This window comes from Paenibacillus sambharensis (assembly GCF_003233845.1).
Taxonomy (GTDB): domain Bacteria; phylum Bacillota; class Bacilli; order Paenibacillales; family Paenibacillaceae; genus Paenibacillus_I; species Paenibacillus_I sambharensis.
The window spans coordinates 1-23,942 of sequence record NZ_QKRB01000046.1 but is presented as its reverse complement, the minus strand read 5'-3'; the positions used below and the strand labels follow the sequence as shown (position 1 = coordinate 23,942).

The window sequence follows — 23,942 nt, the reverse complement described above, 5'->3', positions numbered from 1 at the left end:
TTCGGCGCGTAAGCGCGGGCGGAGCACACAGTTTGCAGGGTCCGGGAGAAGCTCGGTGCTCTGGCGCTCCATATTCGGTACCATGGCTGTCCTTCTGCTGCTGCTCAGCGCTGCCTGCGCCGGGCCCGCGGAGGAGGAGGGAACCGATCCTAGCTCTGCTCCCGCCCAGGGGGACGTGACGCTGGTTATTGGCGCTTATTCCGTCGTTAAGGATGCTTTTGCCGAGCTGCTGCCGATGTTCCAGGAGAAGTGGAAGCAGGAGACCGGGCAGCTTGTGACGTTCCAGGAGTCCTATGAGGCCTCTGGTACGCAAGCGAGGTCGATTGTCGGCGGCTTTGAAGCAGATGTTGCCGTGCTGGCGATGGAGACCGATATTGATAAGATTGTGAAGGCCGGAATGATTACGCATGACTGGCGGGACCGGGTTTATGAAGGAATGATTACGAATTCTATTGTGGTCATGGGAACCCGGGATGGTAATCCGCTTGGAATTCAGGATTGGGAAGATCTGACCAAGGAAGGCGTTAAAGTGCTCTATCCGAACCCGAAGACGTCGGGCGGAGCGCAATGGGATATCAATGCCATCTATGGTGCAGGACTGCGAATCTCGGAAGAGCGCACTGGTCAGCCTGACCCTGCGTTCGCCAAGCAGTTTCTTGCTGATATTCATGCGAACGTGGAGTCGCTTGACAAGAGCGGCCGTGCTTCCATGGCAGCCTTCGAATACGGCGTAGGCGATGTCATCGTTACTTATGAGAACGAGCTGATTGCGCGTATCAATCAAGGCGTAGCGTATGATATCGTGGTGCCCGAGCACACGATCCTGATTCAGAATCCGGCTGCGGTGGTTGATACGAACGTGGATGATCACGGCTCGCGTGAGGTAGCGGAAGCGTTCGTCGAGTTTCTTGGCTCGGCGGAAGCTCAGCGTGTGTTTACAAAGCATGGTTTCCGTCCAACGAATCCGGAGGTCGCCGAGGAAGTGAAGGGACAGTTTATCGAGCCGGCCGGCTTGTTTGATATCGGGTACCTGGGCGGCTGGTCCAAGGTGCGTGAGGAACTCTACTCGAAGCGGGGCATCTGGTATCAGGTGCTGGCGGGTATTTAAGACACAGGAGCACTAGGTGAGTATCCACCCGAAAAAAAGGGCTGCACATGAGTCGCGTGACTCGTATGCAGCCCTTGTTCGATTAAACTTGGCTGTCCGCGTTCAGGATGAATTTCTCAATCACATGACGGACGCCATCCTCATTGTTGCTTAAGGTAATATAGTCGGCGATCTCCTTGAGCGCTGGAACTGAATTTGCCATTGCGACGCCAAGGCCGGCCACCTCCAGCATCTCACGGTCATTCCATGCATCGCCGATTGCAATGACTTCATCCATTGAGCAGCCGATCAGTTCGGCCATGAAGGCAACGGCATGTCCCTTGGTGCCTTCCTTATGCATGAACTCCAGATAATGCGCTTTGGACTTGGTGATGTGTACACGGTCGCCGACGATGGCGCGCAGCTCTTCTGCGACTGTATCGAGCAGATCGGGGTCGTCGATGATCAGCATTTTGGTAAGCGGCTCGAGCAGCAGCTTGGTATAGTCGGGCTGAACCTTGTAAGGAACATTGGAGAGCTTCGAGTAGCCCTTCACCTTGTCGTTCTCCTCGGTGGTGTACAGCTCGTCACGTATATACAGCTGCAGGTGCAGCCCCTTCTGCTCGCAGTATTCGAAGATCTGCTGCGCGGCATCAGTCGGCACGCTGCGTTCATACAGCACCCGTTCGTCGATCAGGTTCTTTACCAGGGAGCCCTGGTAGGTGATAATCGGCACGTTCAGCTCAATCTGGCGTGCAATCTGCTGGGCGGAGGCGAACATTCGGCCAGTTGCCAGTGTAACGGTAACCCCTTTCGCGATAGCGGCGGCGAGCGCCTGCTTGGTGGCTTCGGTAACCTGGACATCATCATTCAGCAGTGTATCGTCACAGTCGATCGCAATCAACTTATACATCGGTTTGCTCCACTCCTTATCATTCTCTTCTATTCGTTACGATCAGGCATATAGCCTTGATTGTAGCGGAAAAGGCGGACCTGGACAAGGGGAGCGTGGGGAATGCAGGACACTTAACAATAGTTATGACATAGAGGGAAGCTCCTAGCTTTGCAGAGATGCAGGATGATTTCATCCGGCATCCAGTTGGATTATAATGAACGATAGACGAAGAGGGGGATGACCTATGAATGACTGGCCGATCAACGGTCTTTCGATACAGCTGCCCGCTGTGCTGCCTGCAGTGGGAGCATTAGGGGCTCAGATTAGCGGGGATCTGAAGGATATGAAGAGCCTGCTGGATGATTATTGGGCGCTGGGCGGTCATGCAGTGATGATCAGTCCGGATGCGGAGGATCAGACCATCCGCCTGCTGGGTCAGTGGATGAAGGACCTGGGTCAAGACAGGGATGGCCTGATCTGGATCGGTATGGGGAGCGGTGAGGTCGATGCAGGTCCCCGGATGCGCAAGACAGTGCTGGAACGGCGGCTGCTGCACAGCCTGGAGCTGGTTGAGGGTGAAGCAATGGATCTCTACCTGCTGGAGGGAGATGATCCGAACGTGCATGTCGGCTATATACTGGAAGGAATGAATGCACTGCGGCAAAAAGGATACTGCCGGGCGTTCGGCGCTCACGGCTGGAGTATGGAAAGACTGCGAGAGGCTGCGCGCCACGCTGAGCGCTCGGGTGTGCAGGGCTTCTCTTGTGCAAGCTTGTCTGTGGAAGCGGAGTACGCAGCGGGCTCGAGACCAATTGGAGAAGCGGACGAGGCTTGGCTCATCGAGCACAAGCTGCCGGTCCTGCTGCAGGCTGGCTCAGGCGTAGTTTCGGCATCCCAGCTGCTGCAGGAGCTAGTGGACGGCAGAAATGCGAATGAGCTGGAGCAGCCGGACAAGCAGGATGAGACCATTATGCCTGCGGCTGCTATTGCTGATATGCTTCGCCGCCCATACTCAGCAGCAGCGGTTGTTCCGGCCGGAGCCGGGCAGGCGGATGATATAATCAAGGCCGCGCAAGCCTGGGCCTAGCGGGCGATTCTGTTTTTGGGATAGTATCCGGGGCGGGATCAATGCGGCTGATGCGCTTCTAGCTGAAGGATACTGAGCATACAATCTTGTTATGTGCTTGTACAGCAAGCCAACGGTTTGTTAGTGCCCGACTAGAGAGTGTGCGGGCTGTCTGATGAAGGATGAGCGGACATTACGGGGTGGAAACGAGGAGATGAGCATGTATTCGACAACGACCGAGGCAAGGCGGCGGCGGTTTAGACTGCTCGTGATCGTCGGTTTGCTGGCGGCCGGAGTGGCCGGGTTCGCGGGTGGACGCTGGTGGATGGAATACCGTTATCCGATGCTGAAGGATCCGGCTTTCGCCAATCTGGATCGAACCTATAAGGAGATTATGTCTGATTATCTGGACGGGGCGGAGGGGACCGATCTGATCCACGGGGCAGCCGAAGGAATGACTGATTCACTGGGAGACCCTTATTCCGTCTATTATACTGGAGAAGAGGGCATCAGCTACGTTCAGCGCTATGAGGATCATATTGTGGGGATTGGCGTGGAGATTCGCGAGGAAGACGGCGAATTCGTCATTAATTCCGCCATTAAGGGAGCACCGGCCGAGAAGGCAGGTCTGCTTAAGGACGATGTCATTATAGCGGTCGATGGCAAGGAGACGAAAGGCCGTACGATGAACGATCTGATCAAGCTGACGCGAGGCGAGGCGGGTACGAAGGTCAAGCTGACAATCCGCCGAAGCGGACTGGCGGAACCATTCGAGGTATCGCTTACGCGTGCTAGTGTTCCGGTTCGCACGGTCACTTCCGAGCTGCTTGAGGATGGAATTGGCGTTGTGCAAATCTCCCGCTTCGCAGAGAAGACGGATGTAGAATTTAATGAGGCGGTAGACCGCCTTCTGGAGCAGGGAATGAAAGGCCTAATGATTGATCTGAGGATGAATCCGGGCGGACTGGTTAACCCGACGATCGAAATCGCTAACCGGCTTATTCCGAAGGACAAAGTGATCCTGCAGGTGGTCTATAAGAATGATCGGAAGGAAATTACCTACCGCTCGGAGCAGAAGAAGCCTTGGACGCTGCCGATTGTTGTCCTGATTGACGAAGGCTCGGCAAGCTCATCGGAAGTGCTGGCCGCTGCGCTTCGTGATTCTGCAGGCGCTAAGCTGGTTGGGGTCAAGTCCTTCGGCAAGGGAATCGTACAGACCTTCCAGCAGTTCAAGGACGGCTCCGTACTGAAGCTGACGGCTTCGCAGTGGCGTACACCAAGCGGCAATTGGATTCACGAGCAGGGCATCGCTCCTGATCAGGAGGTTAAGATGCCGGAGTATGCAAGACTGCCGGCCCTGCCGACCGATGAGGTGCAGAAGACGGGCAGCTATGGCCAGAGCGTGCAGACAGCGGAGCAAATGCTTGAAGCACTGGGCTACAGCACGGGCAAAGCCGAAGGTATCTACGATGAACGGACTGCCTCCGCTGTCAAACGTTTCCAGGAAGCCGAGCGGATTGCCCCGACAGGCACAATTACCGGCCGAACGGCTTTCCGTCTGATGGAGCGGCTGAGAGAGAAGGTGCAGTCCGATGATCCGCAGATGAGGGAAGGGCTGCAGGCGCTCCGTCAGGAGCTTGCTGCTGCAGTCCGTTAAGCCGGTGAACTGCGGTTCTCGGTTGTGAATTTGCCTGAAGGGCAACTAAGCCCAGCGGCAAGTTTTTGCGGCTGACCGCACGGAGTTGATTTTCCAGATAGAATTAATTAAACTGTCCGGTTAAAGTCGCTGGGACTTTCCGGGCAGTTTTTTTGCGCTTAATGGGAACGAAAAGCAAGGTGCGGGATATCAAGAGCTTCAACTCAACTCTATTGCACGGATATGAGAGTTGTTTTTATTTATAGTTAAAATAATTCTATTGGCATATCTTGAGAAATACTCAAGTGTAGGGGATGTTAATATATCATTATTAAACGTCCAGTGTATGGGTGATAAAATAATATTGCCCTCTTTTGAAATGTGAGTGTCCACAAAAAAATCCCAAAGTTCACTTGAAATTCTTAAAGAGTCTTCGGGAACATGCAGTCGTTTCCGAAACTTCTCAATGTCTAATTCAATATTCTCGGTATTAATCTCGACATTGAGAGATAGGGGGGTATTCTCTTTCATATAAAACTCTTTTACAACTGGACTAATGAGGCCTAATTCGAGAAGGTGTTTTTTGTAATACAGTTCTGATTCTGAGTTAAGTTTATTTAAACTTATTGTTGTCATAATGCCATCTTCATATATACCCTGTATTTTTGAAAAATTACATAAGATAGTGTCCGATAAATACTCATACATATTGTTAGAGTAAATCGGGATTTGAAAACATACTCCATCAATGTCTAGTAAGAAAGGGCAAACAATCCATTGAAGAATGATATTGTTTGCAAGATCATTAGGTGTTTTGAATTCAGATGCTTGGATTTTTACGATTTGAAAGTCTGGTTGCGCTTCGTGTGGCATTATTAAGTTGCTTTTTTCAATTCTGTTAAACCAATCCATTCGTTATCACTCCATTAAATAAAGCTGTCAGTCAATTGAAAGCTTTATTATAATATCATTATTTAACTGTTACATTCGCAGATTTTACTGGTAGTATGTTGTAAACTGCTTTTCTACCTTCAACTGCACGGATCTTCCAATAACATATCAAAGCAAACATGTTAACAAAGAATGCCGATTTCATTAAATCTCAAGTCCGTATAATGAAAGAGAGCTATTGGACCCGCTTAACTTCCAGTACTTATGATTCTTAAACGTTGTTAATGAGTGAGCGTTTCGTGAGAAATCTCCTGAAATACGAGGGACGAATCTGAGCACCGTTATTACTCTGATAAACCAGTAATTCACCGAAAATCCCCGATTAGCGTTGCTGAAAATCGTTACAATTGAGCAGGCTTCGATTTATGGCAATTAACGTGTCTAGGATTCGTTAAACATACCAGGGTGGGCAGCGGGAGAGTCCGGGTTCCATTACGTGAAACGAGAGCTGCTGCTCCAGTGAGCGGCATTGAACCCGGGAAACGGCAAACGGCCGGTCAGGAATAGGCTCCTGGCCGACCGCTTTCACATCCGTTATATTATGAGAGTTATTTCTGATCGAACAGGACCGGTACGGCTGCATGCTGCTGCACAGGCTGCGCTTGACTCTGCCTGACAGGCAGCAGTGGCTTAGACGCGTCTAGCGCTGCTCGGCATTCAGCCCTTGTTGAGGCTGCGTCTCGGACTGCTCGGCATTCAGCTCTTGTTCAGCCTGTGCTTCAGATTGCCCGGAAAGCTCTGACGTGCCAACTGTACTGACCTCCGATTCCTTCACCCAGAGGGCTCCGCTGAAGGTCGATATGAGGTACCAATCCTGCCAGCGTTCTATAGCCTGTACCGTCTGGCGGGACAGTCGTGCTGACGTTGGCTGCCGGTCCAGCGGTGAGGCGTACAGACCGGTCGATGGTGAGACTTCCAGCCGGGTATCCTGCAGAACCTCGAAGGTGCCTTGTACGGCAGCACCGCTGCTGATCCATCTGGAGCCGGAGGCTGTTGCGATCTCCGCCCAGTCTCCCTTGACTCTAAGAATCTCATAGCGTCCAGGATACACAATATCGAGCTTGGCGGATTTGAGCTGCGGCCACTTGGAAGCCCGCTCTGTCCGTGTCAGCCGGAGCTCATGATCAGCCTTGACAGCCTGCTGACGGCCCATCCAGAGGCTGTATCCTTCTGCCGCCAGCATCCAGCCGGTATTCTGGTGCTGCCTCCAGATCCGGTCCCACTCGGTGAGGGGTACATGAACCTCTCCGGCAGCGCGGGCAAGCTCTGGTGTCATGCCGGGGCGGTCAAAGGTGCTGATAAACCAGTCGGTATAGCCTCCTCCAGACGGATTGGCCGTCGGGGTAACAATGCGGTAGCCTGTCATGGCGCTGTAACGCCGGACAAGCGCCTTGTCGCGGGCGATGCTGGCAGGCTTGGTGTGGAAATGCCAGTAAACAATCTCGCCTGACGAATGGTAGGCCAGCGCGAGCTCCGGTGAAGCGGCAAGGGTAGCTTCTGCCATAGCCTGCGCTTCCTTGGCCTGCAGCGGCTTAACGCCTTTATAATTCATGTAATAAGGCCCCGGGGCAGGATTTCGGATGCCTGTCCAGTCAGCCGGATACTGCCTGTTCAGATCAATCCCCTTGGCATTGGCCTTCCAGCGCTTGAAGTTCCGGCTGCCGCCGTTCATCTTCAGCAGAGCGGCATGATCCTCTTCCGGGAAGGCGGACAGCCCTTGCTGCTGAAGGGTTACGCCATCCGGGTTAACCATGGGAACGATTCGGAAGGTAACGTGATCAAGCAGCTCCCGAACGGCATAACCGTTCCACGCCGTATTCCGGACATAAGCTTGTGCGTAACGGTCGACCATGGTCATCAGCAGGATGGTTGTCATCCATTCTCTGGCATGATGAGAACCGTTCAGCATAATTACCGCAGGTCCCCTGCCCAGATCAACTGACCAGATATCACGACCGTATTCGCTTTTGCCGATGGTTTGCGTCTTGATCAGCTCCGGGTAAGCCTGCTCCAGCTTCTTAAGATCCTGGACCATGATATTGTACGTGTAGGTCTGCTTCGGGTTCACGATGGAGCCTGCCGCTTGGGCGGAGCCTGATAAGGGCACGATGCTGCTGAACAGGACGAAGCTCATAAGAAGAATAAGTCCGCGCTTTGCTTGAGACCGGGATAACATACGGTACGGTCCTCTCTTTCGCATATAGTCAGTAGAAATGGCCTTTACGAAGGTGACAACAATCTAAGGGCCGATCTGACTTCATTCGACAAAAGGCAAGCCGTTTCCTTCCCGGGTGCATGGGAGAGAATATTCAATATTCGCAAGCAAAACGGGATTTCGCTATAATGAAAAACATGCCATGACATGAAAGATTGATGAGCATACCATGAAGAAAAATATTGACAAATGAGAATCTTTCTCAAATAATGGAGATGTGAGTTGTGAAAATGATTCTCATTACTGGATGTAGGTGAACATATGGATTCTTCGGCGCAGCAATCGCCGACCTCTGGTAAACAAGCTATACCGGCAGTTAAGGCCAGGCCTGTTAATGCCATTCTGATCTTGATTGCCGGGACAGCCCTCCTGATCCTGGCGATGGGGGCTGCCATTGCATTTGGTCCGCGGAACATCAGCTTCGCCGAGGTATGGCGGTCGCTGATTGCTTTTAACCCGGCTATTACCGACCATCAGATCATCTATGAGCTCCGGCTGCCGCGGACAATAGCGGCCGCGCTGGTAGGAGCCAGCTTTGCCGTGAGCGGTGCGATCATGCAGGGTATTTCACGCAATCCAATGGCTGATCCCGGCATACTGGGCATTAATGCAGGTGCAACGCTTATGCTTGCAGTCAGCTTTGCATTTTTTCCGGCTCAGAGCTATCAAGGCATTATGCTGTTTTGCTTTGCAGGAGCAGCCATGTCAACAGCACTTGTCTTCGGCATAGGCTCCGCTGTGCGGGGAGGACTTTCCCCAGTGCGTCTGGTGCTTGCTGGTTCCGCTATCTCGGCATTGTTTCTGGCGGTCAGTCAAGGGCTTGCGCTTCATTACCGCGTCGGCCAGGAGATGGCCTTCTGGTTTGCTGGCGGCGTTGCGGGTACCCGGTGGATACAGGTACAGATTGCACTTCCATGGATTATCGCGGGGCTGCTCGCAGCATTTGTGCTGGCACGCTCCATTACGGTTCTTAGTTTGGGCGAGGAAATAGCCGCCGGGCTCGGGCAGCGGACCGGACTGATCCGGCTGGCGAGTCTGGTCATTGTGTTCATGCTGTCAGGCGGCAGTGTGTCACTCGTAGGCCCGGTGGCCTTCGTGGGCTTGGTCATCCCTCATCTGACTCGTTCGCTGGTTGGGGTGGATTACCGCTGGGTGATTCCCTGTACGGCCGTGCTGGGTGCTATCCTGGTAGTCGCTGGCGACTTTGGCGCCCGCATGATCAACCCTCCTAGGGAAGTTCCCCTTGGCGCCCTGATCGCCATGATCGGCGTACCTTTCTTCCTCTATGTTGCCAGGAAAGAAAGGAGGGAGTTCTGATGAGCATCAACAGGAGCAGCCGGTCCGCGCTCGTGATGAGCATCCTGGGCGGTGCAATTGTATTGATGTTTCTGGCGAGCGCGAATATGGGCTATAAGTGGATCCCGCCGGTTGACATCGTGAAGACTTTGTTCGGCTACGGTACACCCAAGCAGGAGCTGGTGCTGCTGGAGTTCCGGCTTCCCCGCATCGTATTGGCCATTCTTGTAGGCGCCGGTCTGGCCGTCTCGGGAGCTGTACTGCAGGCTGTAACACGCAATCCTCTGGCTGATCCGGCTATCCTTGGCATTACGAGCGGTGCGGGTCTGGGTGTCAGCCTGTATGTGATTTCCGGGTTGATGGGCACCTTCAGCTCGATCTTTGCCCTGCCTGTAGTCGCCATGCTTGGAGCCTTCGCAACAGCTGCAGCACTGTACATACTGTCATACAAGCGGGGAGAGGGCATCCGCCCGATCCGGATTGTGCTCATTGGTGTGGCACTGGCAGCCGGTATCAATGCTGCCATGATGGTTCTTGCCACGATGATGGATTCGAATGAATACCAGTTTGTATATACATGGCTGGCAGGTACGCTTTGGGCAACGAATTGGCAGTACGTGCTTGCCCTGCTTCCATGGATCGTGATCCTGGTACCGCTGACGATGCTATATGCACGTCATCTGAATATTATTACGCTGACAGAGCAGGTGGCCATTGGACTTGGCACGGCTGTAGAGCGTACCAGGCAATCCCTGATAGCAGCAGCCGTTGCGCTGGCAGCGGCATGTGTTGCGGTAGGCGGCGGAATCGGCTTCGTGGGCCTGCTCGCCCCACATTTGACAAGAAGGCTTATTGGTCCGCAGCATCAGTATCTGATCCCGGCAAGTGCGATGACGGGTGCGCTGCTGGTGCTCGCAGCTGATGCGATCGGGCGCGTGATTCTGGGTACAACCGAGGTGTCTGCGGGTATAGTGGTGGCTATTATTGGAGCGCCATATTTTATTTACTTGCTGCTAAGAACAAGATAGACAGACAAACTGCTTGAATGCGTTGATAGGGAAAGGAGTGGGGATAATGAATCGATCCTGGTTAATCGACCGGCTGGGGCAGGCATCCTTCTCGCTGGTCGGGGTATTTAACACGGTGGAGGAGCCCGGTGCTGAGCAGCATGCTTATGCAGTGCCCGCTTCGTGTTTCGTCTATGTGCGCGGCGGCATAGGTGAATTCTGCTTTGACGGCAGCTATTACGAAGCTTCGAGAGGAAGTGTCTTCCATATGGAAGCGGACCGGAGAATGACGGTTTCCGTTCCAAGAGACAGTATGCCGCTGGAATTTTATATGATCCTGTACAGCGATGCTTCGGGTGAAATGCCTACTGATCCGGAAGGCTCCCATTCCTTCCTGAATGCAGCGGATGTGGAGGGCGATGTTCAGGTGCTGGAGGACATGCTGCACAACTGGAACAAGCCGGGCAAGATTGAGCAGTTCCGCTCCAAAGCGCTGTTCTATACCTTCCTCTCACGGCTGCTTGCCTATGGCGAGGAGGTTTGTCAGGACCGTGAGGCCCTTCAGGCGGTGGAGAGGACGAAGGAGTACATGCAGCAGCATTACATGAAGCCGATCTCCCTTCAGAGCCTGGCTGAGCTGGCGAACCTGAGCGTGGGGTATTATGCAACCCTGTTCAAAAATCATGTCGGGATGAGTCCGATCGATTACCTGATCCGGATCCGCATGCAGCGCGCCAAGCAAATGCTGGTTACATCACGCGCCTCGCTTAAGGATATCTCGCATTTGGTCGGCTATCAGGATGTTTATTATTTCAGCCGTTCGTTCAAGAAGCATTTCGGCTTGTCGCCGAGCCGCTTCTCCAAACGGGAGTATGAGGCCTGATTGGCTGCAGCAGCAATAATAGTAAGAGTTTGTTAAATCGAGCCCTTCAGTTACAGCTCATCCGGTATCCGGCTGGCTGACTGGGGGCTTTTTGTATGGACAGGTCCATTGCCCCCGTAATCCGGTATAGGTTACAATTAGCCTTTAGAAAGGGGTTTGTTCTGTCTTGGATACCGGCTTCATCATTTTTGCTGTTATAGCAGTTATCATCTGGGAGAGAAGGAGAATCCGGCTGTGGCGGAGCCGTAGAAGAGAGCGGCATCGCGTGCTCCACGAAATCTTTATGCAGGTGAGCTTCGTTTATGTCATGGGCTTCCTGTACATGACCTTCTTTCCGCTGCGCGGACTTACTTGGCCGCTGTTGCCCCTGCCATTCGACAATACGGTTCCCCTGCAGGAGACGATCCGGCAGTTCCGAAGAATGCAGGACGGCATCCCGGTCTTCGGACTGTTGTACGCAGGAGGAAATATTGCCTTGTTTGTCCCTCTTGGCATGATGGCGCCTATGCTGCACAAGGCATTCCACAGCCTGCTGCTGACCTGCCTGTTTGGGCTGGCTGTATCGTTTGCCGTTGAAATCAGCCAGAATATGCTCGGTCACCGGAATTCCGATGTGGATGACTTGATTTTTAACACGATAGGTGCAGGGATTGGATACGTATTGTATCGAATTATAACAGCAGTCCCTTTACTCCGAAGGCTGGCCGATAAGGCAAGTTTCAAGTAATAGGCGAATGCGGATAATAATGCTCGAATTATGCATGCTACATATTGTAAAATGGAGACAGCCTGTTACGGGTGCAGTTTAGAGACAGATATTATAATGTGGAATAGGAGCAGTGAGTCGTGATGGAATGGCGTAATATCATTAGAGGCGCAGTGATGGGGATCAGCGATCTGATTCCGGGAGTCAGCGGCGGGACGATGGCGCTCGCGCTGGGTATCTACAAGCAGCTGCTGGAGGCCATTAACGGCATCTTCAGTCGCAATTGGAAGCAGCATTTTGCGTTCCTGATACCGCTTGGAATCGGTATACTGGCAGCGGTGTTCACCTTAAGCGGTCTGATGGAATGGCTGCTGGAGCATCACCCGAAACCAACCTTCTTCTTCTTCCTGGGTCTGATTCTGGGCATTATTCCACTGCTTCTGCGGAAAATTGAGTATAGAAAGTCGTTTCGCGCCTCGCACTATCTGCTGGTTGCGATAGCAGCCGTGCTCGTGGCGCTGACTGCTTTTGCCCGGGAGGACGGGCTCGATAGCGTAATCCAGAATTTCACGGCCGGAGATTATATCTTCCTGTTCTTTGCTGGGTGGCTTGCCAGCTCAGCCATGATCCTGCCGGGCATCAGCGGCTCTTTCGTGCTCCTGCTGCTTGGCGCTTACCCGACCGTTATCGGGGCATTATCGGACCGGAATTTGCTGGTCATTGGTGTGGTTGGCTGTGGAGTCGTGATCGGCATTCTTGTCATGAGCAGACTGATTCACTTCCTGCTCGCCCATTATACAGTGGGGACTTACGCTGTCATTATCGGTATGGTGGTGGGTTCCATTGTGGTTGTGTTCCCTGGCTTTACCTCGCAGATTGGTACGCTTCTGATCTGTCTGGTCATGCTTGTAGTCGGCTACGGGGCTTCCTTGCTGATTGGTCGGTTTGACCGCTAAGCAAGCAGCATTTTCTATCGGATACATCGCTTTATAAGCCGCCTGTTCCCTTTTTGTAAAAGGGAGCAGGCGGTTTTTTTGATATCCAGCCAGCGGGAATCCCGACACACATTCAAACGAGTATTTGAATATAGTTTCATTATGCAGTACACTATAATCAAATGGACGTTTGAATGTTTTACTGAAAGGTGGCATTAGCTATGGTAACCACTAAGCAGAGTTCCCGGCATGGCGAGCTGTGTGAGATCGAATGCTTTGATGAAGTGAAGGTGCAGAGAGTCCAGCAAAATCTGTCCGAGCAGCAGCTGACTGTGCCGGTACGGATGTTCAAGGCGCTGGCCGATGAAACCCGGATGAAAATCGCCTATGCGTTGACTATTGAAGACGAGATGTGCGTCTGCGACGTGGCTCATGTCATTGGTTCCAGTACAGCGACTGCTTCTCATCATCTCCGGCTGCTGCGTGACAAGGGGCTGGCCAAATCCCGCAAGGACGGCAAGCTGGTGTTCTATTCACTGGATGATGAGCATGTCCGGGAGCTGGTCAGGAATGCTGTAGCGCATGGAATGGAGGGTGAGCTTCATGGCTAATCCGGAAGGCGGACGGGATAGTGCAGCAGCAGGTGCAGACGAACGGGACCGGCATGTGTATCGGGTTCAGGGCTTTACTTGCGCAGGCTGTGCAGGAACCTTCGAGAAGAAGGTGCGTGAGCTTCCGGGCGTTACGGAGGCGCAGGTTAACTTCGGTGCGGCGAAAATCACTGTCTATGGCTCCGCATCGCTGGGTGAGCTGGAGAAGGCGGGAGAATTCGAGCGCCTGAAGCTATATCCCGAGCACCAGCGCGTGGAAGAGCGGCCTAAGGAGCCGTTCTGGCGAAACAAGGCGGTGCTGACTGTCATTGCATCCGGCCTGCTGCTCGCTGCAGGGGTGATTGCCCTCTGGCTGCAGGCTTGGGAAGAGAGCCTTCTGTCTATCATGCTCTTCTCCGCATCCATTATTACAGGCGGGTACGGGATGTTCAAGAAGGGAATAAGCAATCTGGCCAGTCTTCGCTTTGATATGAATACGCTGATGACGATTGCGGTAATTGGTGCTGCGATAATCGGCGAATGGAGCGAAGGAGCCATCGTCGTGCTCCTGTTTGCGGTCAGTGAGGCACTGGAGTCTTATTCCATGAACAAGGCCCGGCAGTCGATCCGGTCCCTGATGGATATCGCTCCCCGGGAAGCGACGATTGAACGGAACGGCCGACAGGTCTCAATACCTGTCGAGGATATCCGTGTGGGCGACCGCATGGTTGTAAAGCCCGGACAGAAGATTGCCATGGATGGTGTGATTATAAACGGAGAGTCCGGCATCAATCAGGCGGCCATTACAGGCGAATCAATTCCTGCATGGAAGCGGGATGGAGATGAGGTATTTGCCGGCACGATCAATGGCGAGGGCCTGCTGATAATTGAGGTCACACGGACCTCGGCGGACACGACGCTGGCCAAAATTATTCACCTGGTTGAGGAGGCCCAGGCCGAGAGGGCGCCTTCGCAGGCATTCGTTGACCGGTTCGCCCGCTACTATACGCCGTTCATCATGCTGGTGGCACTCGGCGTAGCGGTTCTGCCTCCCTTGATCGGGGGAGCGGATTGGTCACATTGGGTATATGAGGGTCTGGCTGTTCTTGTTGTTGGCTGCCCATGCGCATTGGTGATTTCGACGCCGATTGCCATTGTTACGGCGATTGGCAGTGCAGCGAAGCGCGGCGTATTGATCAAAGGAGGTGTATATCTGGAGGAAGCCGGAAGAATAAAGGCCGTCGTATTCGATAAGACGGGTACCTTGACCCGCGGTGTTCCGGTTGTAACCGATCTGGTCCCGGTAGGAGAAGCATCCCTGCATGAGGCGCTTGGCAAAGCTGCCGCAGTCGAGAAGGGCTCCACGCATCCGCTTGCAGCTGCAATAGTCCGCAAGGCGGAGGACAGCGGAGCTGTTCTGCCGCAGGCGCAGAACTTCAAGTCCATGACAGGACTTGGCGCCCAGGCGGCTGTAGAAGGCAGCTTGTATCAGGTAGGCAGCCCCAGGCTGTTTGCGGAGCTGCTGGCTGATTCGCAGCAGTACGGCGGCCTGACGGAACAGATCGAGAGGCTTCAGGCGGAGGGCAAGACGGTAATGGCTGCGGGGTCCGGTTCCGGGATTGAACTGCTGATCGCGGTGGCGGACGAGCTGCGCGCTACGAGCAGGCAGACGATAGCCGCACTGAAGCAGGCAGGCGTTATGCATACGGCTGTGCTGACTGGTGACAACCGGCTGGCTGCGGAGGCGGTAGCTGCCGAAGTCGGTGTGAATGAGTACCGGGCTGAGCTGCTGCCTCAGCATAAGGTAGAAGCGGTTAAGGGGTTGAAGGAGAAGTATGGAAATGTGGCTATGGTGGGAGACGGAGTCAACGACGCACCTGCCCTTGCTTCGGCTGATGTAGGGATTGCAATGGGAGGAGCGGGCTCGGATGCGGCGCTTGAGACGGCGGATATTGTGCTGATGGCCGACGACTTGGAGAAGCTGCCGTTCACCATCAAGCTGAGCCGCAGGGCAGTCGGTATAATCAAGCAGAATATCGTTTTCTCATTGGGGATTAAGGCGGCTGCGCTGGCCCTCCTGGCTCCGGGGCTCTTAACCCTCTGGATTGCCATATTGGCCGACATGGGCGCTACGCTCGCCGTTACCTTGAACAGCATGCGGCTGCTGCGGGTAAGGGACGCGGGGCACGATAACCAGCAGTAGAGGCTTTTAGAAGAATCACAGAAACAGGGAGGCCGGGAACGGTCTCTCTTTGTTTTTTGATTTTATACCAATAGCTGCTGTAAAATACTAATAGGCATATGAGTACATTACAATCCGAATGACGAACTTGAAACGAAAGTAGGTAGATCTGATGAAGGTGAAGAAGTTCTTGAAAGAATGGATACCGGTACTGGCGCTTGCACTTATCCTGTCTCTGACAATCCGTTCCTATGTAGCGGAAGCTATGGAAGTACCGTCGGGGTCCATGCTGCCAACCATCCAGATTCACGACCGGCTAGTTGTGGAGAAGCTGCCCTGGGATGTGAAGCTCTCCTTCCAGGACATCGTTGTGTTCTACCCTCCGGTTGCGAATGAAGACAAGCGCTATGTGAAAAGGCTGATCGGCCTGCCGGGCGACACGATTGAGGTGAAGGACGGTATGCTGTACCGGAATGGTGCTGCTGTAGATGAGCCTTACATTATGGAGCCTATGCAGTATACGTTCGGGCCGGTTGAAGTGCCGGAGGAGCATTACCTGTTCCTTGGGGATAACCGTAATGACAGCTATGATTCCCATATGTGGGATACGCCCTTCGTGAGCAGGGATGCGCTAGTGGGGAAAGTGTTGTTCGACATCCCGACGCATCTGCTCTACGGCGAGTAAAGTCCTGCGGAAGCAGCCGCAGAACGCAGAACTCAGAATGCAAATGTAAAGCCAGTTCTCTTATGAGATACTGGTTTTTTTGTACGGTTTCCCAGGCTGCAAAATTTGTAGACCGCTGCCGAAGCTGATACACTGGTCTGGACAGACAATCGGACTGCAATACAGCGAGGACAAAAGGAGAAGCGCGTCATGGATGGTAAAGAATCTCTGCAACCAAGGGCTGAGTCGGCAGCCGTTACAAGTAAACAGAAGGAAGAGGGACGGCAGGGCAGCATTCTGATCATTACGGCAGTAGAGGCAGAACGTGAAGCTGTACTGCGCGGGATAGGGCAGGACGACAGGTTCAAGGTAATGGCAGGCGGCGTCGGCCCGGTAGCTGCGGCTGTTTCCACTACAAGAGCGCTTGCATCTGCCTCAGACTATAGTCTGGTCATCAGCGCGGGCATCGGGGGCGGCTTTGCCGGCCAGGCTGATATTGGCTCCATTGTAGTCGCAAGTGAGATTATCGCTGCAGACTTGGGAGCGGAAACGGCAGAAGGCTTCAGCAGCCTGGAGCACCTTGGCTTCGGCAGTTCGCGGCTTGGCACGGACCAAGCGGCCTCTAAGCGGCTGGAAGAAGCCTTGCGGGCAGCCGGCATGCCTGTCCGGCTGGCGCCTGTCTTAACGCTGGCCACGGTTACCGGAACGGCAGAGAAGGCTGCAGAACTGGCAGGGCGTGTTCCAGGGGCAGCGGCCGAGGCGATGGAGGGCTTTGGTGCAGCCTGGGCTGCATCGGTGTTTCAGCTGCCCGTGATGGAGATCAGAGCGATCTCCAATGCGGTTGGTCCCCGGGACCGTGCGGCCTGGCGGATTCAAGATGCGTTTCAATCACTGGAGTCGGCATGCGCCGTGTTAAGGGAGGTAATGTAACGATGAAGATAGCCTATTCACCATGTCCGAATGATACCTTTATATTCCACGCCTGGGCCAGCGGATTGATCCCTGGTGCGCCTGAGCTGGAGGTTATGTATGCGGATATAGATATAACCAATCACTTGGCAGCGGAGCGTAAAGGCCCTGAAGTGATGAAGATCTCTTATGCCGCGCTTCCCTGGGTGCTGGCGGATTATGCACTGCTGCCCTGCGGCGGAGCGCTCGGCCGCGGCTGCGGACCGCTGGTGCTGACAGCCGGCGGGAACGGGCAGGCGGGCACGCCGGAAATGCTGTCCGGCAAACGGGTGGCCGTCCCAAGCGAACGCTCCACCGCTTATCTGCTCTTCCGGCTGTGGGCAGCTCAGCAGGTACCAGGCGGTGTCGGTGAGATTGTCGTTATGCCTTTCCATGATATTATGCCAGCGGTGCGGGACGGACGAATTGATGCAGGCCTTGTTATTCACGAGGCGCGGTTTACATACCAGAATTATGGACTAACCATGCTGACTGATCTCGGCAGCTGGTGGGAGTCGGATACGGGCCTGCCGATCCCGCTCGGAGCCATTATTGCCCGCAGAGGCATGGACACCAGGGCTCTGACGGAATATGTCCGGGCTTCGCTGCAGTATGCCTGGGCGAATCCTGAGGCTTCACGTGACTATGTCATGAGCCATGCTCAGGAGATGTCTCCTGAGGTAGCCAAGCAGCACATTGACCTCTATGTCAATTCCTTCTCCTCTGATCTTGGCGAGGATGGATATTCAGCAGTGGAGGCGCTGCTCACAAGGGCAGCTGCCGAAGGCTTGGTGCCGGCGGTTGATCCTGCTCTGCTCAGAAGCTGCTGATTACAGCTTACTCAAGCCCAATAAGGGGCGTCCTTAAGCCATACCAGGCTTAGGGACGCCCCCGTGTGTTAGCGGGACTGCATCAGCCCCGCCGCGATTTTTGCCGTACAATTAGTCATTAGTTTACACCGGGTGAGCCGTTGCTCATATTTTTACCATAGAAGATTTCATCCATCTCAAGCGTCAGCCGCTCCGTGATCTCGGCCTGCTGCTCGCCCGTCAGCTTATCCTTCGTATAGCCGAAGAGGTAGTTGTTCAGGTCAAACTGCTTCAGCTTGCACTTGGTATGGAAGATGTTCTCCTGATAGACATTAACGTCGATCATATCGAACTCTTCCTTTACTTCATCCGGAATATAGTTCTGAATGGAGCTGATATCGTGGTCGATAAACAGCTTGTGCCCATGGATATCCCTTGTGAAGCCGCGCACCCGGTAATCGATCGTCATGATATCGGTATCGAACGAATGAATCAGATAATTGAGCGCCTTAAGCGGCGAAATTTCCCCGCAGGTTGACACATCAATATCCGCCCGGAAGGTGCTGATGCCTTCGTCCGGATGGTATTCCGGATAGGTATGAACCGTGATATGGCTCTTGTCCAGCTGCAGCACAACCGATTCGGGCAGCGGGCCCGGCGATTCATGATAGGCTTCATGCGGCACTTCCACAATAGGTCCCTCAGAGACGAGTACCGTTACACTAGCGCCCTGCGGCACATAATCCTGCTGAGCGACATTCAGCACGTGGGCCCCTATAATGTCGGCCACATGCTTGAGAATCTTCTTCAGGCGGTCGGAGTTATATTGTTCATCAATATATTCAAGGTACGCTTCCCGTTCTTCCTTGGTCTGGGTATAACAGATATCGTACATATTAAAGCTCAATGATTTCGTAAGATTATTGAAGCCGTGAAGGGTTACACGCTGTTCAGGTGTGAGTACCATTGTTTTTTTATCCCTCATTTCTTTAACCAGATGTTTGATTTGTTGTTATATTACCCATAAAATAAGCTGTTCATCGCCTGTGGCGACAATTTTTACAATAGAAACGACAAAAAACCTCCGAAACAAGGCTAGTACCTTGTCTACAGAGGTTTCGGACCCGGCTAACCGGTAACGCGCTTTACAATCTCCAATACATTCAGGCGGGACAGCTTGGTGCCGCCGGTTGAAATGACGTTAACAGTCGCATGGGCCAGGGCAAGAGGGATGCTGCAGAACTTCAGGGCCGGCCCCGGCTTTAAATCCGCTATATAGCTGTCTGCCTGCTGCAGGTTGCGCTTGGCATAGCGGATCATCTCTTCGTTATCCCAGCCTTCCGGATAGTAATCGACGCCTCGCCCCAGATCCTCGTTCCGGTTACGGAGAATGTTGACCGCCTGCAGGCCGCGTCCAAAGGCAACCGCCTTGACAGGGTCCGACTCTGTGCCGTCAAACCACAGCCACAGCTCGGACAGCATTTCGCCCACCATGCCGGCGACGCTGTAAGTATAGGCATCCAGATCCGCTACTGTATGAACGGTCCATCTGCGGTGCACCCATTCCGCCATCTGCTCGGACATCATGGTAATGTAACGCTTCACAATATCCTGTGCGGATGAAGGGCAGAGCATTAGCCATTCATAGATACGAACCGATACGGGCGGCAGAATATTCGCATGGGGGATGAGGAGTGCTTCAAGCTCGGTCCTGGGTTCTAAGCCGCGAATCGCCTCACTTACTCCGCGGAGGAGATCGATCTTCGTCTGATCGGGCAGATCCGGGTGATCCTCAATCTCATCAATAGCACGCATGCAAAGATAAGCAGAGGCGACCGCTTCTTTAAGCCCAGGCTCTAGACGGCTGATAGGTATGTAGAACGTACGGCTTGTCTTCTTCAGCATCGACATGGCGCCATTCACAATCGTTTTAGTAATGACACGTCACTCCAATAACTCTTTTGTAGTTATCTTCATGATACTATACTTCGGGTGGATTATCTAATCGTCGCCTGCTTGCCACCATGAAGATAAATTTTATTACTATTACACGTATAGCCAACCTGGTAATCAGTTAAACGCATCGGCGAAGATAAATAAGGGAAAGCTGCGTCAACTGTGAGTATTCTGCTCTGTTGCTGGCTGTCTGCTTCCATGTTAAGGTAGTGTAAGCGTAATGAATTCAGGAAGAGGAGAGGAAGCCATTGCGAGAAGCTTATGAGACGTTGAGTGCAGAGCGGTTGGCGGAGCTTCATGGTGAGCTTAGCCGGCAGTACGAAGAGGTGGTTCAGGAGCATCTGTCCCTGGACATGTCCAGAGGCAAGCCTGCTCCCGAGCAGCTGGATCTCTCCATGAACATGCTGGATACCGTCCGTTCGGATAACCTTCACGATGTGGAGGGTCCTGATGTCCGCAATTATGGAGGGCTGGATGGCATCAAGGAAGCGAAAGTTTTCTTCGCCGGGATTCTTGGTGTGCGCCCGAGTGAAGTCATGGTTGGCGGCAACTCAAGTCTTGCCATGATGCATGACACGGTTGCAAGGGCGCTGTTGTCTGGCGTATATGGCGGCGAGGTACCTTGGATGAAGGTGCCTGGCATCAAGTTTATCTGCCCGAGTCCGGGGTACGACCGTCATTTTGCGATTTGCGAACATTTCAATATCGAGATGATTACCGTGGATATGCTCGAAGACGGCCCTGACATGGATGCGGTGGAGCGGCTTGTCCGGGAGGATGGCAGCATCAAGGGGATGTGGTGCGTACCCAGATACAGTAATCCGGAGGGAATCACCTACTCGGATGAAGTGGTTCGCAGACTGGCCGAGATGAAAGCCAAGGCGCCGGACTTCCGCATTTTCTGGGATGACGCATACTGTGTTCATCATCTGACGGATGAACCGGCCGAACTTGCGAATATGTTAGAAGCATGCAGAGAAGCGGGCAATCCGGACCGGGTATTGATGTTTGCTTCGACCTCCAAGGTCACGTTCCCTGGATCGGGTGTAGCCGTCATGGCGGCAAGCGAGCGGAACCTGGAAACGATACGCAAGCAGGTGTCCTTCCAGACAATAGGCCCGGATAAAATCAATCAATTAAGACATGTCCGTTATTTCCCGGACAAGGATGCGCTGCATGAGCATATGCGGAAGCATGCAGCCATTGTCGCACCGAAGTTCGATGCCGTGCTTCAGATCCTTGACGAGGAGCTGGGCGGCAGAGAGATTGCGGACTGGAAGGCTCCCAAAGGCGGCTACTTCATCAGCCTGAACACGATAGACGGCTGTGCCCGGGAAGTTGTCCGGCTAGCTGGTGAAGCAGGGATTACACTGACCAAGGCAGGAGCTACCTATCCATACGGCAATGATCCAAGGGACCGGAATATACGGATAGCGCCTACCTATCCAACGCTAGAGGAACTGAAGAAGGCGATGCGCGTGCTCTGTATCTGTGTGAAGCTGGCAAGCATTCGCAAGCTGCAAGAAACAGGTGCATAAAGGAATATAAGAAGCCCCGGGCGAGTCTGCCAGCTGCAGACCTGCCCGGGGCTTCTTTCTTATTACTATTGAATTGCTTACTGGATGTTCTCAAGCTCGTTCGCAACCGTCTCAATCATGTTAACGAAGGATGTGAGTTCCTGTGAGCTGGCAGCCTGGTCTTCCCGCTGCTCGCTCAGGAAGGTCAAATCCTGCTCGGTCAACCCGATATAGTTCAATTGTTTGCTTCGCTTGTCCCCTACGTTGATCATGCTGTTCCTCCATCGTGTCACGTAAATCGAGATTCAATCACTTCGTTGAAAGTAATATAAGTTTATTAGAAAAGTATTCGAATAGGAAGCACCTGTTCTAATGCCGATGCCTATTAAAATAACAGTCGTACTGGAAAACATTACCCTTAAAGTTGTGTCTTATTTTGTCGATAAATGTAGAATAATGCTTACTTAAGGGGTGCTGATAACATTGAAGAAATTATGGTCGCAGAAGAGGCAGCTGCCAAAGCGGCTGTGGAAGCGCAGTACACACGAGTCGCGTATGATGAGAACAAGACTCATTTTTGCTTTTCTCCTGGTGCTTGTCGTGCCCAGCGTGCTGATCGGCTATTTTTCGTACCAGAAGGCTTACGATGAAATCCGGTTCCGGATTGAAGAATCGATCTACTCGAATATGGATTTAGTGAGGGATAATGCCCATACCCGGATGACGGCACATGTGAACAGCCTTAATCAGCTGTCAGGGCAGTTGGAAGAGATCGGTGAGGAAGCCGATGTGGAAGGAATACTTACGGAATCGATTAAGGCGCTTCCGGAAATACAATCCATTATACTGGTGGACGAGCAGGGTGAAATGATTCATACAGCGGGTGCTGTTCTGCCTGAACCGCAGGATGGCGCTGCTCTTAAAGATGCGGTTTGGTTTACTGAAAGCGCAGCCAGGAATGGGGAAGCTGTTATATCCGATACAGCCTTTGATCCAGCTGCCAATCTGATGACGGTGATGGTGTCGAAGGCGCTGCAAGATGGCCGGATTTTGTCCTTGAAAGCAGACCTGCAGGCATTCTCTGACATTGTTAAGCGTACCAGATTAGGGGATACGGGTACATTGGCTGTTATTGATTCCGAGAACAAAATTATTGCCGGGTCAGGCTTCATATTTGACGCAGGTATCTACGCGCCGGGCGTGCCTTTTAATATGGCGGTTGATAAAAACAGTGAAGCGGTCAATCGTGAAGGCCGTGATATTGTACATTTCGTTCAAGTACTTGAACAGCCAGCGATAATGGAACTCAGCACTTATGTCGGAGCGGATCAGCTGACAGGCTGGAAAGTAGTCGGTATATTAGCCCTGGATGATTACACGGTTGCAGCTAAGCCGATTTTGATCCGGGCGCTGATTGTTATCGGGGCATCCGCTCTGGTTGCAGCTATTGTCGTGTTCTTCATCGTGCGTGTATTCGTTGTGCAGATGGGCAGACTGCGTCAAGGTGTTAAGCGGGTTAGCGAAGGCAATCTTAATGAACGTGTCAACATAACGAGCCGCAACGAATTTGGCGAGCTTGCACATGATTTCAATACTATGACGCTCTCTCTGCAGACAATGGTAACCGAGCTGAGCCACGCATCCGCGCTGCTTGCCACATCGTCGCAAACGATTAAAGAAAGTACAGAACAAACCTCTGACTCGGTTCAGCATGTAGCGGAAATTATTTCACAAACCGCGGATAGCGCCGTAACAGGTGCGGAGTCAGCTCAGCAGACAGCAAGGGCTGTGGAAGAGATGGCGAGCGGTATCAGCTCAATCGCAAATTCAGCAGGAACAATTGTTGACTCGGCAGGCAGAACGGAGGAGGATGTCGCAGCGGGCAGCCGTACGATCGATGACGTGCGGGGCCAGATGGACCGGATTCTGGAGGCAGTCAAGGAAACCTCCGGAGTCATGGACGAGCTGACTGAGCTGTCGGATAAGACGAGAGGGATGAACCAGGCTATTGTGGATATTGCGGAGCAAACGAACCTGCTGGCCTTGAATGCGGCGATTGAGGCGGCCAGAGCAGGCGAATCGGGACGAGGCTTCGCTGTTGTTGCCGGTGAAGTCCGTAAGCTGTCCGAACAGTCCAAGCATACAGCAGATGAGATCAGTGCCGCCATCGGAAGCATGCTGCAGCTGATCGAACGGGCAACGAAGAATATGAACGGGAATGTTCATAACCAAGTTCATGAAGGGATTCGCACAAGTCAGGCTGCAGCGGCCGCCTTCCAGAATATTGAGCAGTCCACAGCCAGCATCATTGAGCAGATACAAGCGATTTCCGCAACAGCTGAGCAAATCTCGGCGGGCACAGAAGAGGTGGCGGCCTCGGTGAACGAGCTATCCAAGATTTCGGAGCACTCGGCCGAAGGGGCGACGACCACATCCGCAGCAGTTGAAGAGCAGATGGCATCGATTCAAGAGATTACAGCTTCTGCTCATCAGCTGGCTGAAATGGCGGCGAAGCTGCAGGAATCGGTCAAACGGTTTAATCTTGGGGAATAAAATCTAATAGATAGGTAGTAAGTAGGGGCAGCCCCGTTGTCATTCA

The 23,942-nt window shown here is 53.2% G+C and carries 21 protein-coding genes; 15 read left to right on the top strand and 6 right to left on the bottom strand.

Annotated features, from left to right (window positions below; genetic code table 11):
• Positions 1-82: 82 nt before the first annotated feature.
• Positions 83-1,108 (top strand): sulfate ABC transporter substrate-binding protein, encoded by a 1,026-nt coding sequence (locus DNH61_RS14870; protein ID WP_111147620.1) that lies wholly within the window; start codon positions 83-85, stop codon positions 1,106-1,108.
• Positions 1,109-1,190: 82 nt separating this feature from the next.
• On the opposite strand, the gene DNH61_RS14865 is transcribed toward DNH61_RS14870, so the two are convergent.
• Entirely contained in the window at positions 1,191-2,000 is an 810-nt protein-coding gene (locus DNH61_RS14865; RefSeq protein ID WP_111147472.1) for a Cof-type HAD-IIB family hydrolase, read from the bottom strand.
• A 226-nt stretch (positions 2,001-2,226) separates the two neighbouring features.
• Between DNH61_RS14865 and DNH61_RS14860 the strand changes: the two genes are divergently transcribed.
• Positions 2,227-3,069, top strand: a complete 843-nt coding sequence (locus tag DNH61_RS14860; protein ID WP_111147471.1) for an aldo/keto reductase — start codon at positions 2,227-2,229, stop codon at positions 3,067-3,069.
• A gap of 193 nt (positions 3,070-3,262) precedes the next feature.
• Positions 3,263-4,705, top strand: coding sequence for a S41 family peptidase (locus DNH61_RS14855; protein ID WP_245948192.1), 1,443 nt, complete (start codon positions 3,263-3,265; stop codon positions 4,703-4,705).
• 198 nt (positions 4,706-4,903) lie between these two features.
• Here DNH61_RS14855 and DNH61_RS14850 read toward each other — a convergent pair whose 3' ends face one another.
• Entirely contained in the window at positions 4,904-5,596 is a 693-nt protein-coding gene (locus DNH61_RS14850) for a hypothetical protein (RefSeq protein ID WP_111147469.1), read from the bottom strand.
• Between the two features lie 679 nt (positions 5,597-6,275).
• Positions 6,276-7,811: a M14 family metallopeptidase gene (locus DNH61_RS14845; protein ID WP_245948191.1), complete on the bottom strand. Its 1,536-nt coding sequence runs from the start codon at positions 7,809-7,811 to the stop codon at positions 6,276-6,278.
• A gap of 300 nt (positions 7,812-8,111) precedes the next feature.
• Here DNH61_RS14845 and DNH61_RS14840 point away from each other — a divergent pair, with 300 nt between their 5' ends.
• The 10 genes from DNH61_RS14840 to DNH61_RS14795 all read left to right on the top strand — a co-directional run bounded on the left by DNH61_RS14840 (position 8,112) and on the right by DNH61_RS14795 (position 17,891).
• Positions 8,112-9,167 (top strand): FecCD family ABC transporter permease, encoded by a 1,056-nt coding sequence (locus DNH61_RS14840; protein ID WP_111147468.1) that lies wholly within the window; start codon positions 8,112-8,114, stop codon positions 9,165-9,167.
• A complete protein-coding gene (locus tag DNH61_RS14835) occupies positions 9,167-10,174 on the top strand; it encodes a FecCD family ABC transporter permease (RefSeq protein WP_111147467.1) in 1,008 nt (335 codons plus the stop codon). The genes DNH61_RS14840 and DNH61_RS14835 overlap by 1 nt, the downstream gene beginning before the upstream one ends.
• Before the next feature lie 46 nt (positions 10,175-10,220).
• The gene (locus DNH61_RS14830; RefSeq protein ID WP_111147466.1) at positions 10,221-11,036 is read left to right on the top strand and encodes a helix-turn-helix domain-containing protein; all 816 of its coding nucleotides are present in this window, start codon (positions 10,221-10,223) and stop codon (positions 11,034-11,036) included.
• Between the two features lie 166 nt (positions 11,037-11,202).
• A complete protein-coding gene (locus DNH61_RS14825; RefSeq protein ID WP_111147465.1) occupies positions 11,203-11,763 on the top strand; it encodes a VanZ family protein in 561 nt (186 codons plus the stop codon).
• A 122-nt stretch (positions 11,764-11,885) separates the two neighbouring features.
• Complete coding sequence (locus DNH61_RS14820; protein WP_342771449.1) at positions 11,886-12,698, top strand: DUF368 domain-containing protein; 813 nt, start codon at positions 11,886-11,888, stop codon at positions 12,696-12,698.
• 200 nt (positions 12,699-12,898) lie between these two features.
• Positions 12,899-13,288, top strand: a complete 390-nt coding sequence (locus tag DNH61_RS14815; protein ID WP_111147463.1) for an ArsR/SmtB family transcription factor — start codon at positions 12,899-12,901, stop codon at positions 13,286-13,288.
• The gene (locus tag DNH61_RS14810) at positions 13,281-15,470 is read left to right on the top strand and encodes a heavy metal translocating P-type ATPase (RefSeq protein ID WP_111147462.1); all 2,190 of its coding nucleotides are present in this window, start codon (positions 13,281-13,283) and stop codon (positions 15,468-15,470) included. The genes DNH61_RS14815 and DNH61_RS14810 overlap by 8 nt, the downstream gene beginning before the upstream one ends.
• 169 nt (positions 15,471-15,639) lie before the next feature.
• Positions 15,640-16,134: a signal peptidase I gene (lepB, locus tag DNH61_RS14805; protein ID WP_245948190.1), complete on the top strand. Its 495-nt coding sequence runs from the start codon at positions 15,640-15,642 to the stop codon at positions 16,132-16,134.
• Between the two features lie 189 nt (positions 16,135-16,323).
• On the top strand, positions 16,324-17,043 hold the full coding sequence (locus DNH61_RS14800) for a futalosine hydrolase (RefSeq protein ID WP_111147460.1): 720 nt from the start codon (positions 16,324-16,326) through the stop codon (positions 17,041-17,043).
• Between the two features lie 2 nt (positions 17,044-17,045).
• Positions 17,046-17,891 (top strand): 1,4-dihydroxy-6-naphtoate synthase, encoded by an 846-nt coding sequence (locus DNH61_RS14795; protein ID WP_111147459.1) that lies wholly within the window; start codon positions 17,046-17,048, stop codon positions 17,889-17,891.
• 118 nt (positions 17,892-18,009) lie between these two features.
• Here DNH61_RS14795 and speD read toward each other — a convergent pair whose 3' ends face one another.
• Complete coding sequence (speD, locus tag DNH61_RS14790) at positions 18,010-18,837, bottom strand: adenosylmethionine decarboxylase (protein ID WP_111147458.1); 828 nt, start codon at positions 18,835-18,837, stop codon at positions 18,010-18,012.
• 161 nt (positions 18,838-18,998) lie between these two features.
• A complete protein-coding gene (locus tag DNH61_RS14785; RefSeq protein WP_111147618.1) occupies positions 18,999-19,781 on the bottom strand; it encodes a squalene/phytoene synthase family protein in 783 nt (260 codons plus the stop codon).
• Between the two features lie 293 nt (positions 19,782-20,074).
• Between DNH61_RS14785 and DNH61_RS14780 the strand changes: the two genes are divergently transcribed.
• Positions 20,075-21,364: an aspartate aminotransferase type Ic gene (locus DNH61_RS14780; protein ID WP_425452249.1), complete on the top strand. Its 1,290-nt coding sequence runs from the start codon at positions 20,075-20,077 to the stop codon at positions 21,362-21,364.
• A gap of 77 nt (positions 21,365-21,441) precedes the next feature.
• Here DNH61_RS14780 and DNH61_RS26440 read toward each other — a convergent pair whose 3' ends face one another.
• A complete protein-coding gene (locus DNH61_RS26440; RefSeq protein ID WP_181438723.1) occupies positions 21,442-21,615 on the bottom strand; it encodes a hypothetical protein in 174 nt (57 codons plus the stop codon).
• A 211-nt stretch (positions 21,616-21,826) separates the two neighbouring features.
• Here DNH61_RS26440 and DNH61_RS14775 point away from each other — a divergent pair, with 211 nt between their 5' ends.
• On the top strand, positions 21,827-23,896 hold the full coding sequence (locus DNH61_RS14775; protein ID WP_111147457.1) for a methyl-accepting chemotaxis protein: 2,070 nt from the start codon (positions 21,827-21,829) through the stop codon (positions 23,894-23,896).
• Positions 23,897-23,942 lie beyond the last annotated feature (46 nt).